This window comes from Glutamicibacter nicotianae (assembly GCF_016907615.1).
Lineage (GTDB): Bacteria > Actinomycetota > Actinomycetes > Actinomycetales > Micrococcaceae > Glutamicibacter > Glutamicibacter nicotianae.
Map to the genome: position 1 here is coordinate 718,213 of NZ_JAFBCH010000001.1, position 15,186 is coordinate 733,398.

At 60.5% G+C, this 15,186-nt stretch carries 13 protein-coding genes and 2 tRNA genes; 6 read left to right on the forward strand and 9 right to left on the reverse strand.

What is annotated here, in order from left to right:
- Positions 1 to 40 precede the first annotated feature (40 nt).
- Positions 41 to 1,060: a LacI family DNA-binding transcriptional regulator gene (locus JOE62_RS03570; protein WP_204720403.1), complete on the forward strand. Its 1,020-nt coding sequence runs from the start codon at positions 41 to 43 to the stop codon at positions 1,058 to 1,060.
- A gap of 76 nt (positions 1,061 to 1,136) precedes the next feature.
- On the opposite strand, the gene JOE62_RS03575 is transcribed toward JOE62_RS03570, so the two are convergent.
- From JOE62_RS03575 to JOE62_RS03585, 3 genes are all read right to left on the reverse strand, one after another.
- Positions 1,137 to 1,210: transfer RNA gene (locus JOE62_RS03575), tRNA-Arg, on the reverse strand.
- 137 nt (positions 1,211 to 1,347) lie between these two features.
- Positions 1,348 to 1,887, reverse strand: a complete 540-nt coding sequence (locus JOE62_RS03580) for a GNAT family N-acetyltransferase (RefSeq protein ID WP_204720405.1) — start codon at positions 1,885 to 1,887, stop codon at positions 1,348 to 1,350.
- 60 nt (positions 1,888 to 1,947) lie between these two features.
- Positions 1,948 to 2,021, reverse strand: a tRNA-Arg gene (locus tag JOE62_RS03585).
- Between the two features lie 317 nt (positions 2,022 to 2,338).
- Between JOE62_RS03585 and JOE62_RS03590 the strand changes: the two genes are divergently transcribed.
- The 3 genes from JOE62_RS03590 to JOE62_RS03600 all read left to right on the forward strand — a co-directional run bounded on the left by JOE62_RS03590 (position 2,339) and on the right by JOE62_RS03600 (position 5,946).
- Positions 2,339 to 4,171, forward strand: a complete 1,833-nt coding sequence (locus JOE62_RS03590; protein ID WP_204720407.1) for a phosphoenolpyruvate carboxykinase (GTP) — start codon at positions 2,339 to 2,341, stop codon at positions 4,169 to 4,171.
- A 168-nt stretch (positions 4,172 to 4,339) separates the two neighbouring features.
- The gene (locus JOE62_RS03595) at positions 4,340 to 4,867 is read left to right on the forward strand and encodes a PadR family transcriptional regulator (RefSeq protein WP_038993803.1); all 528 of its coding nucleotides are present in this window, start codon (positions 4,340 to 4,342) and stop codon (positions 4,865 to 4,867) included.
- Positions 4,864 to 5,946: an alpha/beta fold hydrolase gene (locus JOE62_RS03600; protein WP_204720409.1), complete on the forward strand. Its 1,083-nt coding sequence runs from the start codon at positions 4,864 to 4,866 to the stop codon at positions 5,944 to 5,946. Before JOE62_RS03595 ends, JOE62_RS03600 begins: the two co-directional genes overlap by 4 nt.
- A gap of 68 nt (positions 5,947 to 6,014) precedes the next feature.
- On the opposite strand, the gene JOE62_RS03605 is transcribed toward JOE62_RS03600, so the two are convergent.
- The 4 genes from JOE62_RS03605 to JOE62_RS03620 form a co-directional block, all read right to left on the reverse strand.
- Entirely contained in the window at positions 6,015 to 7,190 is a 1,176-nt protein-coding gene (locus JOE62_RS03605) for a globin domain-containing protein (RefSeq protein ID WP_204720411.1), read from the reverse strand.
- A 144-nt stretch (positions 7,191 to 7,334) separates the two neighbouring features.
- Complete coding sequence (locus JOE62_RS03610; RefSeq protein ID WP_204720413.1) at positions 7,335 to 7,793, reverse strand: RrF2 family transcriptional regulator; 459 nt, start codon at positions 7,791 to 7,793, stop codon at positions 7,335 to 7,337.
- A 77-nt stretch (positions 7,794 to 7,870) separates the two neighbouring features.
- The gene (locus tag JOE62_RS03615) at positions 7,871 to 8,341 is read right to left on the reverse strand and encodes a hypothetical protein (protein ID WP_204720415.1); all 471 of its coding nucleotides are present in this window, start codon (positions 8,339 to 8,341) and stop codon (positions 7,871 to 7,873) included.
- Between the two features lie 12 nt (positions 8,342 to 8,353).
- A complete protein-coding gene (locus tag JOE62_RS03620; protein WP_204720417.1) occupies positions 8,354 to 9,778 on the reverse strand; it encodes a phosphomannomutase/phosphoglucomutase in 1,425 nt (474 codons plus the stop codon).
- Positions 9,779 to 9,954: 176 nt separating this feature from the next.
- Here JOE62_RS03620 and JOE62_RS03625 point away from each other — a divergent pair, with 176 nt between their 5' ends.
- On the forward strand, positions 9,955 to 12,075 hold the full coding sequence (locus tag JOE62_RS03625; protein WP_204720419.1) for a RecQ family ATP-dependent DNA helicase: 2,121 nt from the start codon (positions 9,955 to 9,957) through the stop codon (positions 12,073 to 12,075).
- A gap of 30 nt (positions 12,076 to 12,105) precedes the next feature.
- Entirely contained in the window at positions 12,106 to 13,020 is a 915-nt protein-coding gene (locus tag JOE62_RS03630; RefSeq protein ID WP_038993809.1) for a hypothetical protein, read from the forward strand.
- 1,078 nt (positions 13,021 to 14,098) lie between these two features.
- Here the strand turns inward: JOE62_RS03630 and JOE62_RS03635 are convergent.
- On the reverse strand, positions 14,099 to 14,512 hold the full coding sequence (locus tag JOE62_RS03635; protein WP_204720421.1) for an ImmA/IrrE family metallo-endopeptidase: 414 nt from the start codon (positions 14,510 to 14,512) through the stop codon (positions 14,099 to 14,101).
- 29 nt (positions 14,513 to 14,541) lie between these two features.
- Positions 14,542 to 15,051: a helix-turn-helix transcriptional regulator gene (locus JOE62_RS03640; protein WP_204720423.1), complete on the reverse strand. Its 510-nt coding sequence runs from the start codon at positions 15,049 to 15,051 to the stop codon at positions 14,542 to 14,544.
- Positions 15,052 to 15,186: the final 135 nt, after the last annotated feature.

A 15,186-nucleotide genomic window follows, 5' to 3' on the forward strand; every position in this document is an offset into this window, starting at 1 on the left:
TTTCCACGAAGAACTAATGCAAGGCAGCTGGGTACAGAACATGAGCATGCACGAAGCGCGCAGCCCGAAGCCGACTCTCGAGTTGGTGGCAGAACGCGCAGGTGTCTCGCGCGCCACGGTTTCCCGCGTGGTCAACGGCTCGGATCGGGTGAAGCCCGGTGCCCGCAAGGCTGTCGAATTGGCGATTCGCGAATTGAATTATGTGCCCAACCGCGCTGCCCGTTCCCTGGCGCAGGGCCGGACCAATTCCGTTGCCTTGGTGGTTCCCGAGAACACCGCGAAGTTCTTCGCCGACCCGTACTTCGCCAAGGTGGTCCAGGGCGTGGCCCGGTATTTGGCCGGCACCGAATTCATGCTCACCTTGCTGCTGTCCACCGAAGCGGATCCTGCAAAGACCACCCGCTACCTGCAAGGAGGCAACGTGGATGGCGCACTGGTGCTCTCGCACCACGCAGATGACCGCTCCTATGCTGATCTCGGAAACGTGCTGCCCATGGTCTATGGCGGGCGCACCATGAGCACCGACCAGAAAGACATCTATGTTGTCGATATCGACAACATTGCTGCAGCCAGGCAGGCGACGGAGGTCGTCATTGGGCAGGGCCGCACCAAGCTGGCAACGATTGCCGGGCCGCAGGACATGGGCGCGGGACTGGACCGGCTGGTGGGATTCAGGCAGGCGGTTGAAGACGCTGGCCTGGAACCTGTAGCTATCGAGCTCGGCGACTTCACCCCGGCGAGCGGACGGCGCATCATGCAGCACCTGCTGGATGCTAATCTCGCGGTCGACGGCCTGTTCGCCGCCAGCGCCCAGATGGGCTTCGGCGCCCTGCAGGCGCTGGCCGAAGCAGGTGTGAAAGTTCCCGAGGACATTTCGGTCACCTCGGTTGATGACGATTCCTTCGCGCGCAGCTCGACCCCGCCGTTGACGACTATTGCGCAGAACCCGGAGCGCCAGGGCGAGATCATGGCGGAGCTGCTGATCAAGCGCATCAACGGGGAACAGGTGCCCGAGTGGAGCATCATGGACACGAAATTGGTGCTGCGCGCCTCGCACTAGTCCCTCGCGGTGCCTGCGTTGAATCAGCAGGAATAACAAAAAAATTCCCACTCGAATGAGTGGGAATTTCAATTTGTGCGCCCAAAGGGATTCGAACCCCTGACCTTCTGTTCCGTAGACAGACGCTCTATCCAGCTGAGCTATGGGCGCTTATACAATTGCTTGCCGTCTTGACGACTTGAATAACTTTACACGAGATTTTCCGGGAGCAATAACCAAAACGGCCAAAAGTGCGGTGTTTCACAAAATAACTAGTCGACTTCGGAATCGACGGAGCTGGAAGCCTACTAATCGTGCAAGATCGCCTGGTAGAGGTAATGATCCTGCCAGCGTCCGGCGATCTTCAGGTAGTTCGGTGCCATCCCTATGCGGACGAAGCCGTTCTTCTCGAGAACGCGCTGCGACCCGTGATTGTAGGGGAGCGTGCTGGCTTCCAGCCGGTGCAGCCCCAGGTCGTTGAGCGCTGCGCTGCGCAAGGCGGCCACGGCCCGGGAAGCCAAGCCGCGGCCTGTGTGCTCATGATCGATCCAGTAGCCCAAACTGGCGCTTTGGAATGCGCCGCGGACCACGCCGCTGATGTTGAAGCGACCGATGAGCTTCTTGTGCTCGAAGAGCCCGAAAGGGAAGGCTAGTCCGCTCCGCCGCGCTTCTGCGGCTGCGGCGAGGCTTGCCGCCTGATGGGCTTCGGTAAAGAACTCGGCGGGACGGGCCGGTTCCCAGGGCTGAAGGTGCTGCCGATTGCGCCGGTAGGACTCGGCGAGTTGCCGCGCGTCGGCAATTTCCAACGGGCACAGGCTGAGGTGGCCATCCAAGGCGACGTGGTTCATCGGCTCATTCCTTGCGGGAAACAAAAAATTCCCACTCGATCGAGTGAGAATTTCAATTTGTGCGCCCAAAGGGATTCGAACCCCTGACCTTCTGTTCCGTAGACAGACGCTCTATCCAGCTGAGCTATGGGCGCATATTCTTTTGTCCAGCTCGTTCTCACGAACCTCGAATAACTATACAGGTCGATTTGGCGCTGTACAAATCGACGGGCAAAGCTACTCGGCGCGGGTGAACAGAAGGTTATGTGAAGACATTGAAAGGGTACCGGTCTACGTGACCTTGGTCACTTAATGCGTGTGCGCTGGTTAGCCTAACCTCCGGAATTACGGGAATTTTCTCTTTTTGGTCCCCGGGGTTTCACTTTCATGAGGTTTCGATCACACGGCGCGGGCGTCGAGCACACCCTAGCCTTGATTTATTGCAAGTTCAGCCCAATGGAGGGAATGGATAATGAGCACGAGCTCGGATCAGAACGTTATCGACGCAGCACCTACTTCGCACGCGAAGTTGGCATCCTGGGTCGAGGAAGTTGCCGCACTGACGAAGCCGGATCGTGTTTATTGGGTTGATGGGTCTGTCGAAGAGAATGATCGCCTGACTGCCGAACTGGTTGAAGCCGGTACCCTGGTCAAGCTGACCGATCCGAACTTCCCCAACTCCTACGCCGGTTTCTCGGACCCCAAGGACGTGGCCCGAGTTGAAGAGCGCACCTTCATCTGCTCCGAAAAGGAAGAAGATGCGGGCTTCACCAATAACTGGGAAGACCCGACCAAGATGAAGTCCATGCTCAACGGCCTGTTCGATGGCTCGATGCGTGGACGCACCATGTACGTCATCCCATTCGTCATGGGCCCGCTGGACGCAGAAGTACCTGCCTACGGCGTGGAAATCACCGATTCCGCCTACGTTGTCGCCTCGATGCGCATCATGGCCAAGATCGGCAATGAAGTGCTGCGCAAGATGGAATCCGAGAACGCCTTCTTCGTTCCGGCTCTGCACTCGGTCGGCGCACCCCTGGAACCAGGCCAGGAAGATGTTCCATGGCCATGCAACGAAGACAAGTGGATCGTGCACTTCCCCGAAGAGCGCGCCATCATGTCATACGGTTCGGGCTACGGCGGCAACGCGCTGCTGGGCAAGAAGTGCTACTCGCTGCGCATCGCCTCGGCCATGGCCCGCGATGAAGGCTGGCTCGCAGAGCACATGCTCATCCTGAAGCTGACCAGCCCGCAGAACAAGTCGTACCACATTGCCGCGGCTTTCCCATCGGCCTGCGGCAAGACCAACCTGGCGCTGCTGGATCCAACCATCGAAGGCTGGAAGACCGAAACCCTGGGCGATGACATCAACTGGATGCGCATCGGCAAGGACGGCGAGCTTCGCGGCGTCAACCCTGAGTACGGCCTGTTCGGCGTGGCTCCAGGCACCGGCTGGTCCACCAACCCGAACGCCATGCGCGCCATCTCCAAGGGCAACAACATCTTCACCAACGTTGCGCTGACCGATGAGGGCGGCGTCTGGTGGGAAGGCATGACCGACGAGGCCCCTGCGCACCTGACCGACTGGCTGGGCAACGACTGGACCCCGGAGTCCGGCCGTCCCGCAGCGCACCCGAACTCGCGCTTCTGCACCCCGATCGGCCAGGTCGACATGCTCTCGGACGATTACTACTCGCCAAACGGCGTGAAGATCGACGCGATCCTGTTCGGTGGCCGCCGCAAGACCACCATCCCGCTGGTGACCGAAGCCCGCAGCTGGACCAACGGCATCTTCATGGGTTCGACCCTGTCCTCGGAGACCACCGCGGCCGCTGCCGGCGCAACCGGCGTAATCCGCCGCGACCCAATGGCGATGCTGCCATTCATCGGCTACAACGCAGGCGACTACCTGAACCACTGGGACAAGATCTCGGACAAGCTCAACCCGGAGCAGATGCCGAAGATCTTCCTGGTCAACTGGTTCCGCCGCACCGCTGACGGCGGCTTCGCATGGCCAGGCTTCGGCGACAACTCGCGCGTGCTGAAGTGGGCCATCGAGCGCATCGAAGGCACCGCTGACGCCCGCGAAACCATCATCGGCAACGTCCCGACCGGCGAGTCCATGGACCTGACCGGCCTGGAAGGCTTCACCCCAGCCGACGTCGAAGCAGCAGTTGCTGTCAACAAGGACGAATGGGCCGTGGAAGTCGAGGGCATCGAGGAATGGTACGCCAACTTCGGCGACGCCCTGCCGTCCTCGCTGCGCGCAGAACTCGACGGCCTGAAGGCCCGCCTGAGCGCCTAGCAAAACTGGATCTCCCGCAGATCCGCTCACGAGAATGCCCCGGCCACTGGACTTCCAGTGGCCGGGGCATTCCCATGCGCAGCCAAGGAATTGTCACAATCTGGGTACAGTTTCCACACGCCGGGTTGAAGTGGGTGCAAAATCAACTATGTGTGAAAAGATTGCCCTATGGTTTTGGCACGATTGATTCTCGGGCTGCTGTGCTTGTCGCCCATGACTGGCTACGAGCTCAAGAAGCACTTTGACTCCTCTATCAACCACTTCTGGAACGCAGACAAGGCGCAGATCTACCGCACGTTGGCGCAGCTGGTGGACAAGGGATACGCCACCGTGCGCACCGTCGCGCAATCGAACTACCCGGACCGCCAGGAGCACCACATCACCGAAGCAGGACGCGAGGCCTTGGCCCAGTGGCTTTCTGCCGGGGCAGTGCAGTCTCCCGAACGCGACCCCTTCATGGGGCAGGTGTTCTTTGCCGCCGAACTCGAGCGCGATGAGATCCAGAATCTGCTGGAGGAACGCCGCCAAGCCACGCAGTACACCCTCGATGACTACCTTTCCCAGCGCGAAGGCATTGACATGCGCGCCGCTGCGGACCGTCGCAGCTTCCTGATGGCTGCCACACTTGACCATGCAATCCGACAACAAGCCGCGGAGCTGGAATGGCTCGACGCGGTATTGGAGTACTTGCCATGACTGCAGCCAAAGACCAGAACAAGACCCCTGCAAGCAGTGCGGCACGCGATGCCACCGATTATCCGGAAGTGCATCCCGGCCGGCATCACGATGCCCAACGCTCGATGCAGACGCTGGTGTTCCTCCATGGCGGAAACGTCGGCAACTGGAGCTGGGACCCGCAGGTGCTGGCCTTTGGCGACTACAACATCCTCACCCTCCATCTGCCGGCCTTTGGCGCCCGGTTCGAGGAGACCTGGGAAGGCCTGGAATCCGCCGCCGATGACGTCGCGGCCTTGATCGCCGACGAAGTTTCCGAAGGCGGCGTGCACCTGGTGGGCATGTCCCTCGGCGGCGTCATCGCGCTGCACGTTGCGGCACGGCATCCGGAACTGGTTGAATCCGTGATGATCACCGGAACACCGGTGACCGGTGTGGGCCAGGCGGCCAGGGCCTTCCAGCGGATGCAGCTCAAGCTCATCGGCAGCGAGTGGTACTGGCGTTTCCAGGCCGGAGCCTACGGGTTGGTGGATGACGAGCGGGAGCTGTTCACCGAACACGGGGTGAAGCTGAAAGCCGAGAACCTGCGGGCCATCATGGACGAGATGGAGCCCGGGGGACTTCCGGAGAAGCTCGACTCCTACCAGGGTCCGGTGCTGGCCCTAGTCGGAGCCAAGGAGCCGAAGGTGGTGCAGAAATCCTTCGTGGCGCTGCGCGCCAAGCTCCCGCAGGTGATCACGCGCGTGGTCCCTGGCATGCACCACCAATGGAACATCGAGAACCCAATCCTGTTCAACTCGGTGCTGCGCAAGTGGATCTCAGAGGAAGGGCTGCACCAGATCCTGGTGGACCCGCAGGCCGAGAAACCGGCACGCGGCGCCAAGGCTGCGCCAGTCGAGCAGCCTGCCGAAGCTCCGGAATCCGAAGACCGCGATGCCGATCTGCCGGCACCGCCAGTCCAGGGAGCGGAGGCGAGTAAGCCTGGAAAGCTCGGCGGCAAAATCTATCCGCGGAAGCTGGATCCGAAGAAACTCGACTTCAAGAAAAAGGCTCCGCTGCAGGGTGATCACCCGGAATCTGCCGCGGATACCGGAAAATAGCGGCAAAAAAAGTGCTGCAGGTGGATTCCCCATGATTCCACCTGCAGCACGGTTGCAAGACCTGGATGCTAGGCGGCCAGCCATACATCCGGGCCGAAGACCTCATAGTGGATCCGCTCGGCTGGGATGCCGGCTTCCAGCGCCTGGTTGCGCACCGCATGCATGAATGGCAGCGGGCCGCACAGGTATACCTCGGCGTCCTCGGCCAGTGCATCGGTCAGATCCATGTAGCCGGCCTTGGCGTTCAGCTCTTCCGGCAGTTCGCCGCGTTCGAACCAAGTGCCCAGGGTGGCCTGGGGCAGCTTGGCGATGGAATCGAGCATCTGCTCGCGCAATGGCCAGGCGCCCACTTCCTGGTCTGCATGTAGCACGGTGACCTTGCGGTTGGAGCCGCGTGCGGCCAGTGTCTGCAGCGCGGCGGCGCTCGGGGTGCAGCCGATGCCAGCGGTAGCGATCACCAGCGGCAAGCCATCCTCATCGATGACCAGATCGCCATACGGATTCGACAGCTCGAGCACGTCGCCGAGCTTCAGGTCATTGTGGATGACCGGGGAGAATTCGCCGTTCACATCCAGCTTGACGGTGATGGTGCGGCGGTTGGTCTGCTCGATATCGCCGCTCAGGGTGTACTGGCGAACCTGGCGGATGCCGTCGGCCATCGGCATGCGGACCGAAACGAACTGCCCTGGCTTGGCGACCGTTGCCGGGGTGTCGTCAGCTGGTTCGAAGCTGAAGCTGACCGAATCGACACCGGTTTCGGTGCGTTCGACAAGCTTCCACGGGGTGTAGATCTCGGCGTTGGCCTGCTGCGCGTACAAGCCCTTCTCGATCTTGATCAGCGCATGGGCCATCAGCCAGTACACCTCGGTCCAGGCCTCGGCGATCTCCGGGGTCAGTGCATCGCCCAGATCTTCGGCGATGGCATCGAAGAGGTGCTTGTAGACGATCGGGTACTGCTCCTCGACGACACCGAGGGAGGTGTGCTTGTGGGCCACGCGGGCGAGCATGGTTTCCGGGGTGACGCCCGGGTGCTTGACCAGGTAGGTTGCGAAGACCGCGATGGATCCTGCCAGGGCCTGCTGCTGGGTGCCGTTCTTCTGGTTCGAGCGGGAGAAGATTCCGTCGAGCAGTTCAGGGTGGGCGGCGAACAGGCGGTTGTAGAAGTTCGGGGTAATGCTGGAAATGCGCTCTGCGATGATCGGCAGCGTGGCTTCAATGACCGGGAAGGACTTGGTGGACAGCATCGGGTCTCCTTGGGCGTAGGTGATTACTTGTATTTGAAATACAAGATTTATGATTCATTTCTACGCTCAGTAGAAAAGGATTGCAAATCGATTGGCCGGTTTCGCAACAGAAGTGACCGGTATCACTTCATGGGTGAAGTGGAACTAGGAAATGCTGCGCACGGTAGGGAAGGGGAGCAGCGTGATGGGCTCCGCTGCTGACGTCGGGCAGATATCCCTGATAGTCAGCGGATCCAGCGAGGCGTAGAAGGCTTCGCGTGCCTGGCGGAAGACCGCCCGCAGGCGGCAGTTGCCCGAGAGTGGGCAGTTGGATTGCGCGTCATGATCGGTGCAGTCCACGATATCGGTGCGCTTGTCCAATTTGCGCAGCAGCCCGCCGAGGGAAAAATCCAGCGCTTCTCCGCTCAAGGCGGCGCCGCCGTTGCGGCCGCGGCTGACCTGCAGGATGCCCAGCGTGCGCAGTTCCAGCACTGCCTTGGCAACGTGGTTGTAGGGAACCCCGACCGAATCGGCGATCTCGCGGCTGGTCAGTTGCCCGGTGCCGGGAGTTGCCAGGACCATCACGGTCCGCAGGCACACGTCGGTGAAGGCACTGAGTTTCATGCTTCCCACTCTACGCGGGAAAAGCGCTTCGGGGTCGGCATAGTGACTATGCCGACCCCGAAAGCACCCGAAGCGGGCTAGAGCGCGTTGGCCCAGATGGCTTCCGCCGACTCCGCCGCCGGCTCGTCGAAGTGCCATTCTCCGCCTGGCTCGGCAGGCATGGTGTACGGCTGCACGATGGCCAGCGCGGCACCGATGCGGTGCTCGGCAACAATGTGGATGGCGTCCTGGTCATTGTCCTGGAGTAGCACGTCAGAGGCGACGGCGATGGCCTGGAAGTGGGTGCCCTGCTGGTTCAGCACCTGCATCAGGTCGGCAACCATGGCTTCGGTGTCGATGTCGGCTTCCGGATCCTCGGGATCGTCCGTTGGCGGAACCGCAATCAGGCGCAGCTCCGGCTCGTCTTCGCCTTCCTGCGGTTCCAGCGCGATGGCGAAAGGCAGGAACACGCCCTGCTCTTCGAGCTGTTCGCGAGCTACGCCCAGGGCGGTGCCCAAGACCTTGTTCAGCGCGTCCTTGACGCCTTCATCCAGTTCTTTGAGGTTCATGTCTTCCCTTTGCTAGTTGGCGACGGTGTTCTCACGCACGATAGCCAGCACGGCATCGCGAATGGGCTCAATGATCTGCGCGGTCCGGCCCTCGCCGTTGAAACGCAGGTACGGTTCGGTGTTCGACGGGCGCAGATTGATCCACCAGCTTCCGTCGGCTGCCGAAATGGTCGTGCCGTCCATGGTTGTCACGTCCACTGGCTGGTCCTGGAAGTGGGACACCACGCGGGCGGTGGCTCCGGCCTTGTCCTCCACCTCGGAATTGATTTCACCGGTGGCAACGTATGGCTCATACTCGGCACCCAGCTCGGAGAGCGGCAGCTGCTGTCCGCCCAAAGCGGCCAGCACATGCATGGCGGCGAGCATCCCGGTATCGGCATTGTAGAAGTCGCGGAAGTAGTAGTGGGCCGAATGCTCGCCGCCGAAGACCGCGCCCTGGGCGGCCATCTCGGCCTTGATGAAGGAGTGGCCCACGCGAGTCATCACCGGGGTGCCGCCGGCCTTGGCGACGAATTCCGGCACCGCCTTGGAGGTGATCAAGTTGTGGATGACCACCGGGGATTGTTCGCCGGCGACCTGCACTCGCGCGATTTCGCGCACCGCAACCAGCGCGGTGATGGCCGAAGGGGACAGCGGCAGGCCGCGCTCGTCGATCACGAAGCAGCGGTCGGCATCGCCGTCGAACGCCAGGCCGAGGTCGGCGCCGTGCTCCAGCACCGCTGCCTGCAGGTCCTTGAGGTTCTCCGGTTCCAGCGGGTTGGCGGGGTGATTGGGGAACGTGCCGTCCAGCTCGAAGTACAGTGGGATGATCTCCAGCGGCAACTCGGCCAGCACCGTGTCCCCGAGGACTGCAGGGGTGGTCATGCCGCCCATGCCATTGCCGGCGTCCACCACGATCTTCAACGGGCGAATGGCTGACAAATCCACTAATTCCCGCAGGTAGGCTGCGTAGTCGGCCAGCACATCGCGTTCGCTGATGCTGCCCTGCGGGGCATCGCCGGAGACCGGCAGGCCCTCGTCCAGGTACTGCTGGGCCAGATCGCGAATGTCGAAAAGGCCGGTTGCCGAGGAAATCGGGCGGGCGCCGGCCTTGGACATCTTGATGCCGTTGTACTGGGCGGGATTGTGGCTTGCGGTGAAGACGACACCGGCGGCATTGAACTTGCCCGAGGCGAAATACAGCTCATCGGTGGAAATCAATCCGAGCATGACCACGTTGGCACCGCGGTAGGTGGCGCCGCGGGCGAAGGCCTGGGCGAATTCCGCGGAGGACGGACGCATATCGCCACCAACCAGCACGTCCTTGCCGGACAGCGACAGCACGTCGACAAAGGCAGCGCCAATAGCTTCAATTGCTTCGGCATCCAGGGTCTCGCCGACCACGCCACGCACGTCGTAGGCCTTAAAGCTCTGATTCAGGTTAATCTGTTCACTCACGCCTTTCAGCCTACCGGCTAGGCCGATTCAAATCATTGAGATGCAAGCGAATCCAGGTGGGAAATGCCTAACATTTCTGCTGATGGATACTGGCCGCACCTCCGCCGGGCAGAGCCCATCCACAATCAGCGGGCGCCGCGAGCCAAATCGTAGGCGGGAACTGAAATACTGGAGGCATGGATGGCTCAACGCAAGTGGATCTGAAAACGCTGGCACTGCAGAAGCTGCGCGCCCTGGTGCAAAACCCGGACGCGCAGTTCCATGACGGACAGTATGAAGCGATCAGCGCGCTGGTGGCCCAGCGGCGCCGTGCACTCGTCGTCCAGCGCACCGGCTGGGGCAAATCCGCGGTGTACTTCATCGCTTCCCTGCTGCTGCGCGAACAGGGCTACGGGCCAACACTGATCGTTTCGCCGCTGCTGGCCCTGATGCGCGACCAGGTCGCGGCCGCGGAGCGGGCGGGCGTCCGCGCCGCGGCCATCAACTCGGCCAACGTGCTCGAATGGCGCGAGATTCTCGAAAAGCTGCAGCGCAATGAGCTCGATGTGCTGCTGGTATCCCCGGAGCGCTTGAACAATCCATCCTTCCGCGAGCAGCAGTTGCCGATGCTGATGCAGCGCTTGGGCCTGCTGGTGATCGACGAAGCGCATTGCATTTCCGACTGGGGCCACGATTTCCGTCCCGACTACCGCCGCATCCGGGATCTGATTGCCCGGTTGCCCCAGGGCCTGCCGGTGCTGGCGACTACCGCCACCGCGAACAGCCGAGTCGTCCAGGATGTGGCCGAACAGCTGGCAGGAGGCACCGAAGAGGTCTTCACGCTGCGCGGCACCCTGGCCCGCGACTCGCTGCGCCTGGGTGTCCTGCGCCTGGCTTCGCTGCGGATGCAGCTGGCCTGGCTGCTCAGCCACATCGAGGACTTCAAGGGCTCGGGGATCATCTACACCCTGACGGTTTCTGGGGCAGAGGATATTGCCCGACTGCTCAAGGACGCCGGGCACGAAGTTGCCGCGTACACCGGACGCACCGATCTGGAAGAACGCGAACGCCTTGAGCAGGCATTGAAGAACAATGAAGTGAAAGCGCTGATCGCCACCAGCGCCTTGGGCATGGGCTTCGACAAGCCGGACCTCGGCTTCGTGCTGCACGTCGGTGCGCCCAGCTCGCCGGTGGCCTACTACCAGCAGGTGGGCCGTGCCGGACGTGGAAGCGTCAACGCGGATGTGCTGCTGCTGCCCGGGCCCGACGACTCGGAAATCTGGGAATACTTCGCCACCAGCTCCATGCCGGACCAGGAGCGTGCCACCCAGGTGCTCGAGGCCCTGGCCAAGGACGACGGGGCGATGAGTGTCCCGGCGTTGGAAAGCGCGGTGAACCTTCGGCGCTCGCCGCTTGAGCTGCTGCTGAAGGTCCTGGCGGTGGACGGCGCAGTGGAGCGCGTGGCTGGCGGCTGGATGCGCACGGACATGCCGTGGACCTATGATGCCGATCGCTACAAGCGGGTGGCGCAGAGCCGGGTCCATGAGCAGAACCTCATGGTCAGCTATGAGAACACGCGTGGCTGCCGCATGCAGTTCCTGACCGATGCGTTGGATGACCCGCAGTCCGCGCCGTGCGGCCGGTGCGACAACTGCGCCGGCGTGTGGTTCGACGACCATATTCCCGACGACTCCAAGGACAGTGCGCAGGCGGCCCTGGGCCGGGTGGGTGTGCCTATCGAGCCGCGCAAGCTGTACCCCTCCGGACTGGATCGGCTGGGCTACGCGCTCAAAGGCAAGATCCCTGTTGACGAGCAGGTGGCCATGGGTCGTGCGCTGGCCCGGTTGACTGACCTCGGCTGGGGCAACCGCTTGCGCCAGATCTTCGCCGACCCTGCCGACAACCCGATCGACAAGGCGATGTTCGAGGCCTGCGTCAAGGTGCTTGCCGAATGGAACTGGGAGGAACGCCCGGTGGGTGTGGTGGCCATGCCATCGAATAAGCGCCCCCAGCTGATCACCTCGCTGGCCCAAGGCCTGGCCGAAGTAGGTCGGCTGCGCTATCTGGGCCAGCTCGAATATCGCGGTACCGGACCGCAGAATGGTCCGGGAGGAAACTCGGCATTCCGTGTTGCCGCGGTGGCTGATGCGTTCGAGCTTCCAACGCAGCTTGAACAGCTCATTGCCAATGCACCAGGGCCGGTGCTGCTCGTTGACGACCTGGTCGATTCGCGGTGGTCTATCGCGATGGCTGGACGGGCCTTGCGGATCGCCGGCGCTCCGGGTGTCATGCCTTTCACTTTGGGCGTAGCTGGGTAATCGCACAGTTAAACAAAGTAGTCTGGAAGTATGGAATTTCTCATCTGGCTCGTTGTCCTCATTGCAGTGATTGCCTTGGGCTACTTCGGTCTGCAAGCGCTTCGCAAGAAGAACACTGCGCAAATCGCGCAGGCGATTTCCCGTGAGGCGGCACAGGCCGCGAACGCGAGACTAGATGATGCTTCCCGTAATTCGGTGTACCGCAATTTGGCCAAGGGCGACATCATGGGCGCGGTCAAGGACTTCCGCGAGGCTACCGGCGACTCGGTTAAGAATTGCGTGATCGCAGTCCGCAGCCTCGACAAGTACCCGCAGACTGCCCCTGCCAAGGAATTACCGAACGATGATACCGAGCTCAAGGCCCTGGGCGACAAGCTCGAAGCCCAAGTTGAGCGCGAAGATCGAGAAGCGGCGGCAACTGCCGCTGCCGAGTCAGCGCCAGCATCGGCCGATGATCCCTGGGTTGTTCCCCAGGAATGGAGTGAGCAGTTCAGTTCCCTCCAGGAACCCAGTGCCACGCATTTCAAGATGGCATTTGAGCTTGATGGCGAGAGCCGTGAGTTTTCCAGCGAGCAGCTGCCGCCCAATGAATACGACCAGCTGTTCTCGATGCTGCGGGATTCCAACTTTGAAGCAGCGGCAAAGATTCTTCACGGCTATACGGACCTGCCGGTCGAGGATTTGGAACGCATGATCTCCACATCCCCAATGTCTGGCGCGAACGCCAACGGGAATGTCGCAGACTTCCGTTTTGAAGGACAGGGACCGGATGGCCCTGTGCATTTTGATGCTGCCGAGCTTCCGGAAGCTGAACGCGAAGCGCTCTTCGATGCCATCGCAGATACCGATCTGGAACGGATGTCGGAAATTATCGTCCGCCATACGTCGTTGCCGGAAGATATCGTGCAGAACATGCTGCGGACTTTCGTGAAGCGCGAGGATTAGCAGCGGCAATCCAGTGACGTTGGATGGTCAGCCATTTGCGCCCCCGACTGGACCGGCAACTGGCCGAAGTCGATGCGGTGTGCTCGCCCGTTCGCGTTTTCTGCTCGCAAGCTATTGGCACTGCAGGTCAGTGCGACGGCGAAAAAGAACGTCACCGCAATCAGGCCGGCGCTTCGGGTGATTGTTTCTAGTGCCCTAGGATGCCCAACGTGTACTTGTGCCCGGGTGGCGCATGGACGTGCCTAAGGCGCGCCAAACGACTGTTGGCGATTCCCAGGGCATGTTTCCCGAAACGGACCACTTTACGAAATGCTGGTCAACTTTCAATGCGCCAGTCGGGAGTTTTCTTCGTTAAGCAGGCAACCCGCCAGTTTTGGGGGAGACTGACGGGCTTCACCATTTCGAGGTCGCGTTTGGGGGCTGCGAACTCAATGCCTGACTGGTGATTCTTTGATTGGCATAAGCCAATGGCAACTGTAATACCAGAAGAGCAAAATTAGAAGTGGAACGAAGAAATTAAATACTTTTCCCAGTGTGAAAAATTGCTAGGCGTTAAAGGTTTAACGACGTATCCTAAGCTTAGGTTTCACGCTGGGCAATCGTTTTTGGGGAATCGAAAGTTCTTGAAGAAACAGAATGGGGATTCTGTTTCTTGGCGCAAAACTCGCACCTGGCCCCCGCTGATGCATCATCAGCGGGGGCTGGACTAATTTAAACAGCAAATCTTGGGGCCAATATAGGCTTCCGTATGGCATTTAGTTGATGTCGAATGACGGTGAATTGAACTGCACCGGTTGTTCTCCATCTGGCACTGCATTGGGTGTGGCCAAGCAGTGTTGAGTATTTCTCGAGGTTCGCTGCGAAAACAGCATGGAGAAGTATTCCGACTGTTTTGACCCACGGGTCTTATTCTTGACCTGGAAACGAAAAAACCCCTAGTTGACTAGGGGTTTTTTGGCGGACACGGGGGGATTTGAACCCCTTGTGATTGCACTGATTCTATGCGGTTCTGCTCATTTCTAGATGTGTAATAGCGTGAATAAAGTGCAAGAGTGTGCAATAGTCGGAGCACCGAAGGTCACCATGACACATCGCCGGAAATTGTCACACCGCGCTCACGTAACAATCCAACTTCCAGAGCTCTCAGGCTCTGCAGCCGATCTTCCAGCACCAAATCAGTCACGTTCAATTCCTCCGCAAGCGTCGCCAAATCCGCGTGCTCGAACATGGCCAGCGATGGCCATGGGACTAGTAGGTGTGCTGTCTCCGTGCGGACCCGTCGTTCAATCTTAGGGGTCTGGCAAGCGTTGTGCTCGTATTGCAGGTGGATCAGCTCATGCGTGAGCACGCATCTGCGTTCACGTGCCGTCAATCGATCATCCAGCCAGATTGTCCTGGCGCCGTCCGTTGCACCAGGCTTACCGTCTGGCATCCGTACGTGATGTATTTCGATCCACGGGTTGGCCCCAATGATTTTCCAAGGGTCAAACATGAGCACAGCCTATAGGCCGGGTAGGACACTTAGCCCTGGGGGTCTTCGCCCAGATCGTCATACTGGGTGGACTCCATGCGTAGCGGTGGGTGGGCAGCGTGTGGCAGTGCTTCGTTGAACTCCGTCCGCAGCGGGGTGACGTTGCTTCGTGGTTCGCGGAGCTTGCGCAGTTCTGCATTGCGCTGGTGAAACCTGAAGGTCAATTCTGCAAGGAGCTCTTCGTCGGTCAGGTCCGACACGTAGCGTGGACGTTCCTTGCCCCATGGGTCTACTTCTACGTCTTCTAGGGTCACTTCGTCCGGGCTTTTGGTGGATGCTAGGAGTCGGGTGATTCTGTGCATGTCCCAGTTCAGCGCGTCGCTGATCGCTTTGAGGGTGGTGGACTGTGGCCATGTTTCGCCGTGCTCGAAGGAATGGAGGGTGCGGAGGGAGACGCCGCTTTCCTTGGCCAGCTTCGGACGGGACATGCCTAGGGCTGATCGCGCTTCGGTGACTAGTTTGCCGATGCGCTTTTGCAGTTGTTGTTCTTGATAGCTCATGGGTTATTTCTATCTGTGCTTTTTTGTGTAAGTAAATGCGCTCTATCTCCACTGTAAGTGCTGTTTCTGTGTAAGACTATGCAATTCTTTCAAGTTTATTTGCACCACTGACTAGGCGGTTTGCATCTTTCTGCA

Excerpts from the sequence above, each read along its gene's own strand:
- JOE62_RS03570 (WP_204720403.1), top strand. The coding sequence starts at position 41 with ATGAGCATGCACGAAGCGCGCAGCCCGAAGCCGACTCTCGAGTTGGTG.
- JOE62_RS03580 (WP_204720405.1), bottom strand. The coding sequence starts at position 1,887 with ATGAACCACGTCGCCTTGGATGGCCACCTCAGCCTGTGCCCGTTGGAA.
- JOE62_RS03590 (WP_204720407.1), top strand. The coding sequence starts at position 2,339 with ATGAGCACGAGCTCGGATCAGAACGTTATCGACGCAGCACCTACTTCG.
- JOE62_RS03595 (WP_038993803.1), top strand. The coding sequence starts at position 4,340 with ATGGTTTTGGCACGATTGATTCTCGGGCTGCTGTGCTTGTCGCCCATG.
- JOE62_RS03600 (WP_204720409.1), top strand. The coding sequence starts at position 4,864 with ATGACTGCAGCCAAAGACCAGAACAAGACCCCTGCAAGCAGTGCGGCA.
- JOE62_RS03605 (WP_204720411.1), bottom strand. The coding sequence starts at position 7,190 with ATGCTGTCCACCAAGTCCTTCCCGGTCATTGAAGCCACGCTGCCGATC.
- JOE62_RS03610 (WP_204720413.1), bottom strand. The coding sequence starts at position 7,793 with ATGAAACTCAGTGCCTTCACCGACGTGTGCCTGCGGACCGTGATGGTC.
- JOE62_RS03615 (WP_204720415.1), bottom strand. The coding sequence starts at position 8,341 with ATGAACCTCAAAGAACTGGATGAAGGCGTCAAGGACGCGCTGAACAAG.
- JOE62_RS03625 (WP_204720419.1), top strand. The coding sequence starts at position 9,955 with ATGGATGGCTCAACGCAAGTGGATCTGAAAACGCTGGCACTGCAGAAG.
- JOE62_RS03630 (WP_038993809.1), top strand. The coding sequence starts at position 12,106 with ATGGAATTTCTCATCTGGCTCGTTGTCCTCATTGCAGTGATTGCCTTG.
- JOE62_RS03635 (WP_204720421.1), bottom strand. The coding sequence starts at position 14,512 with ATGTTTGACCCTTGGAAAATCATTGGGGCCAACCCGTGGATCGAAATA.
- JOE62_RS03640 (WP_204720423.1), bottom strand. The coding sequence starts at position 15,051 with ATGAGCTATCAAGAACAACAACTGCAAAAGCGCATCGGCAAACTAGTC.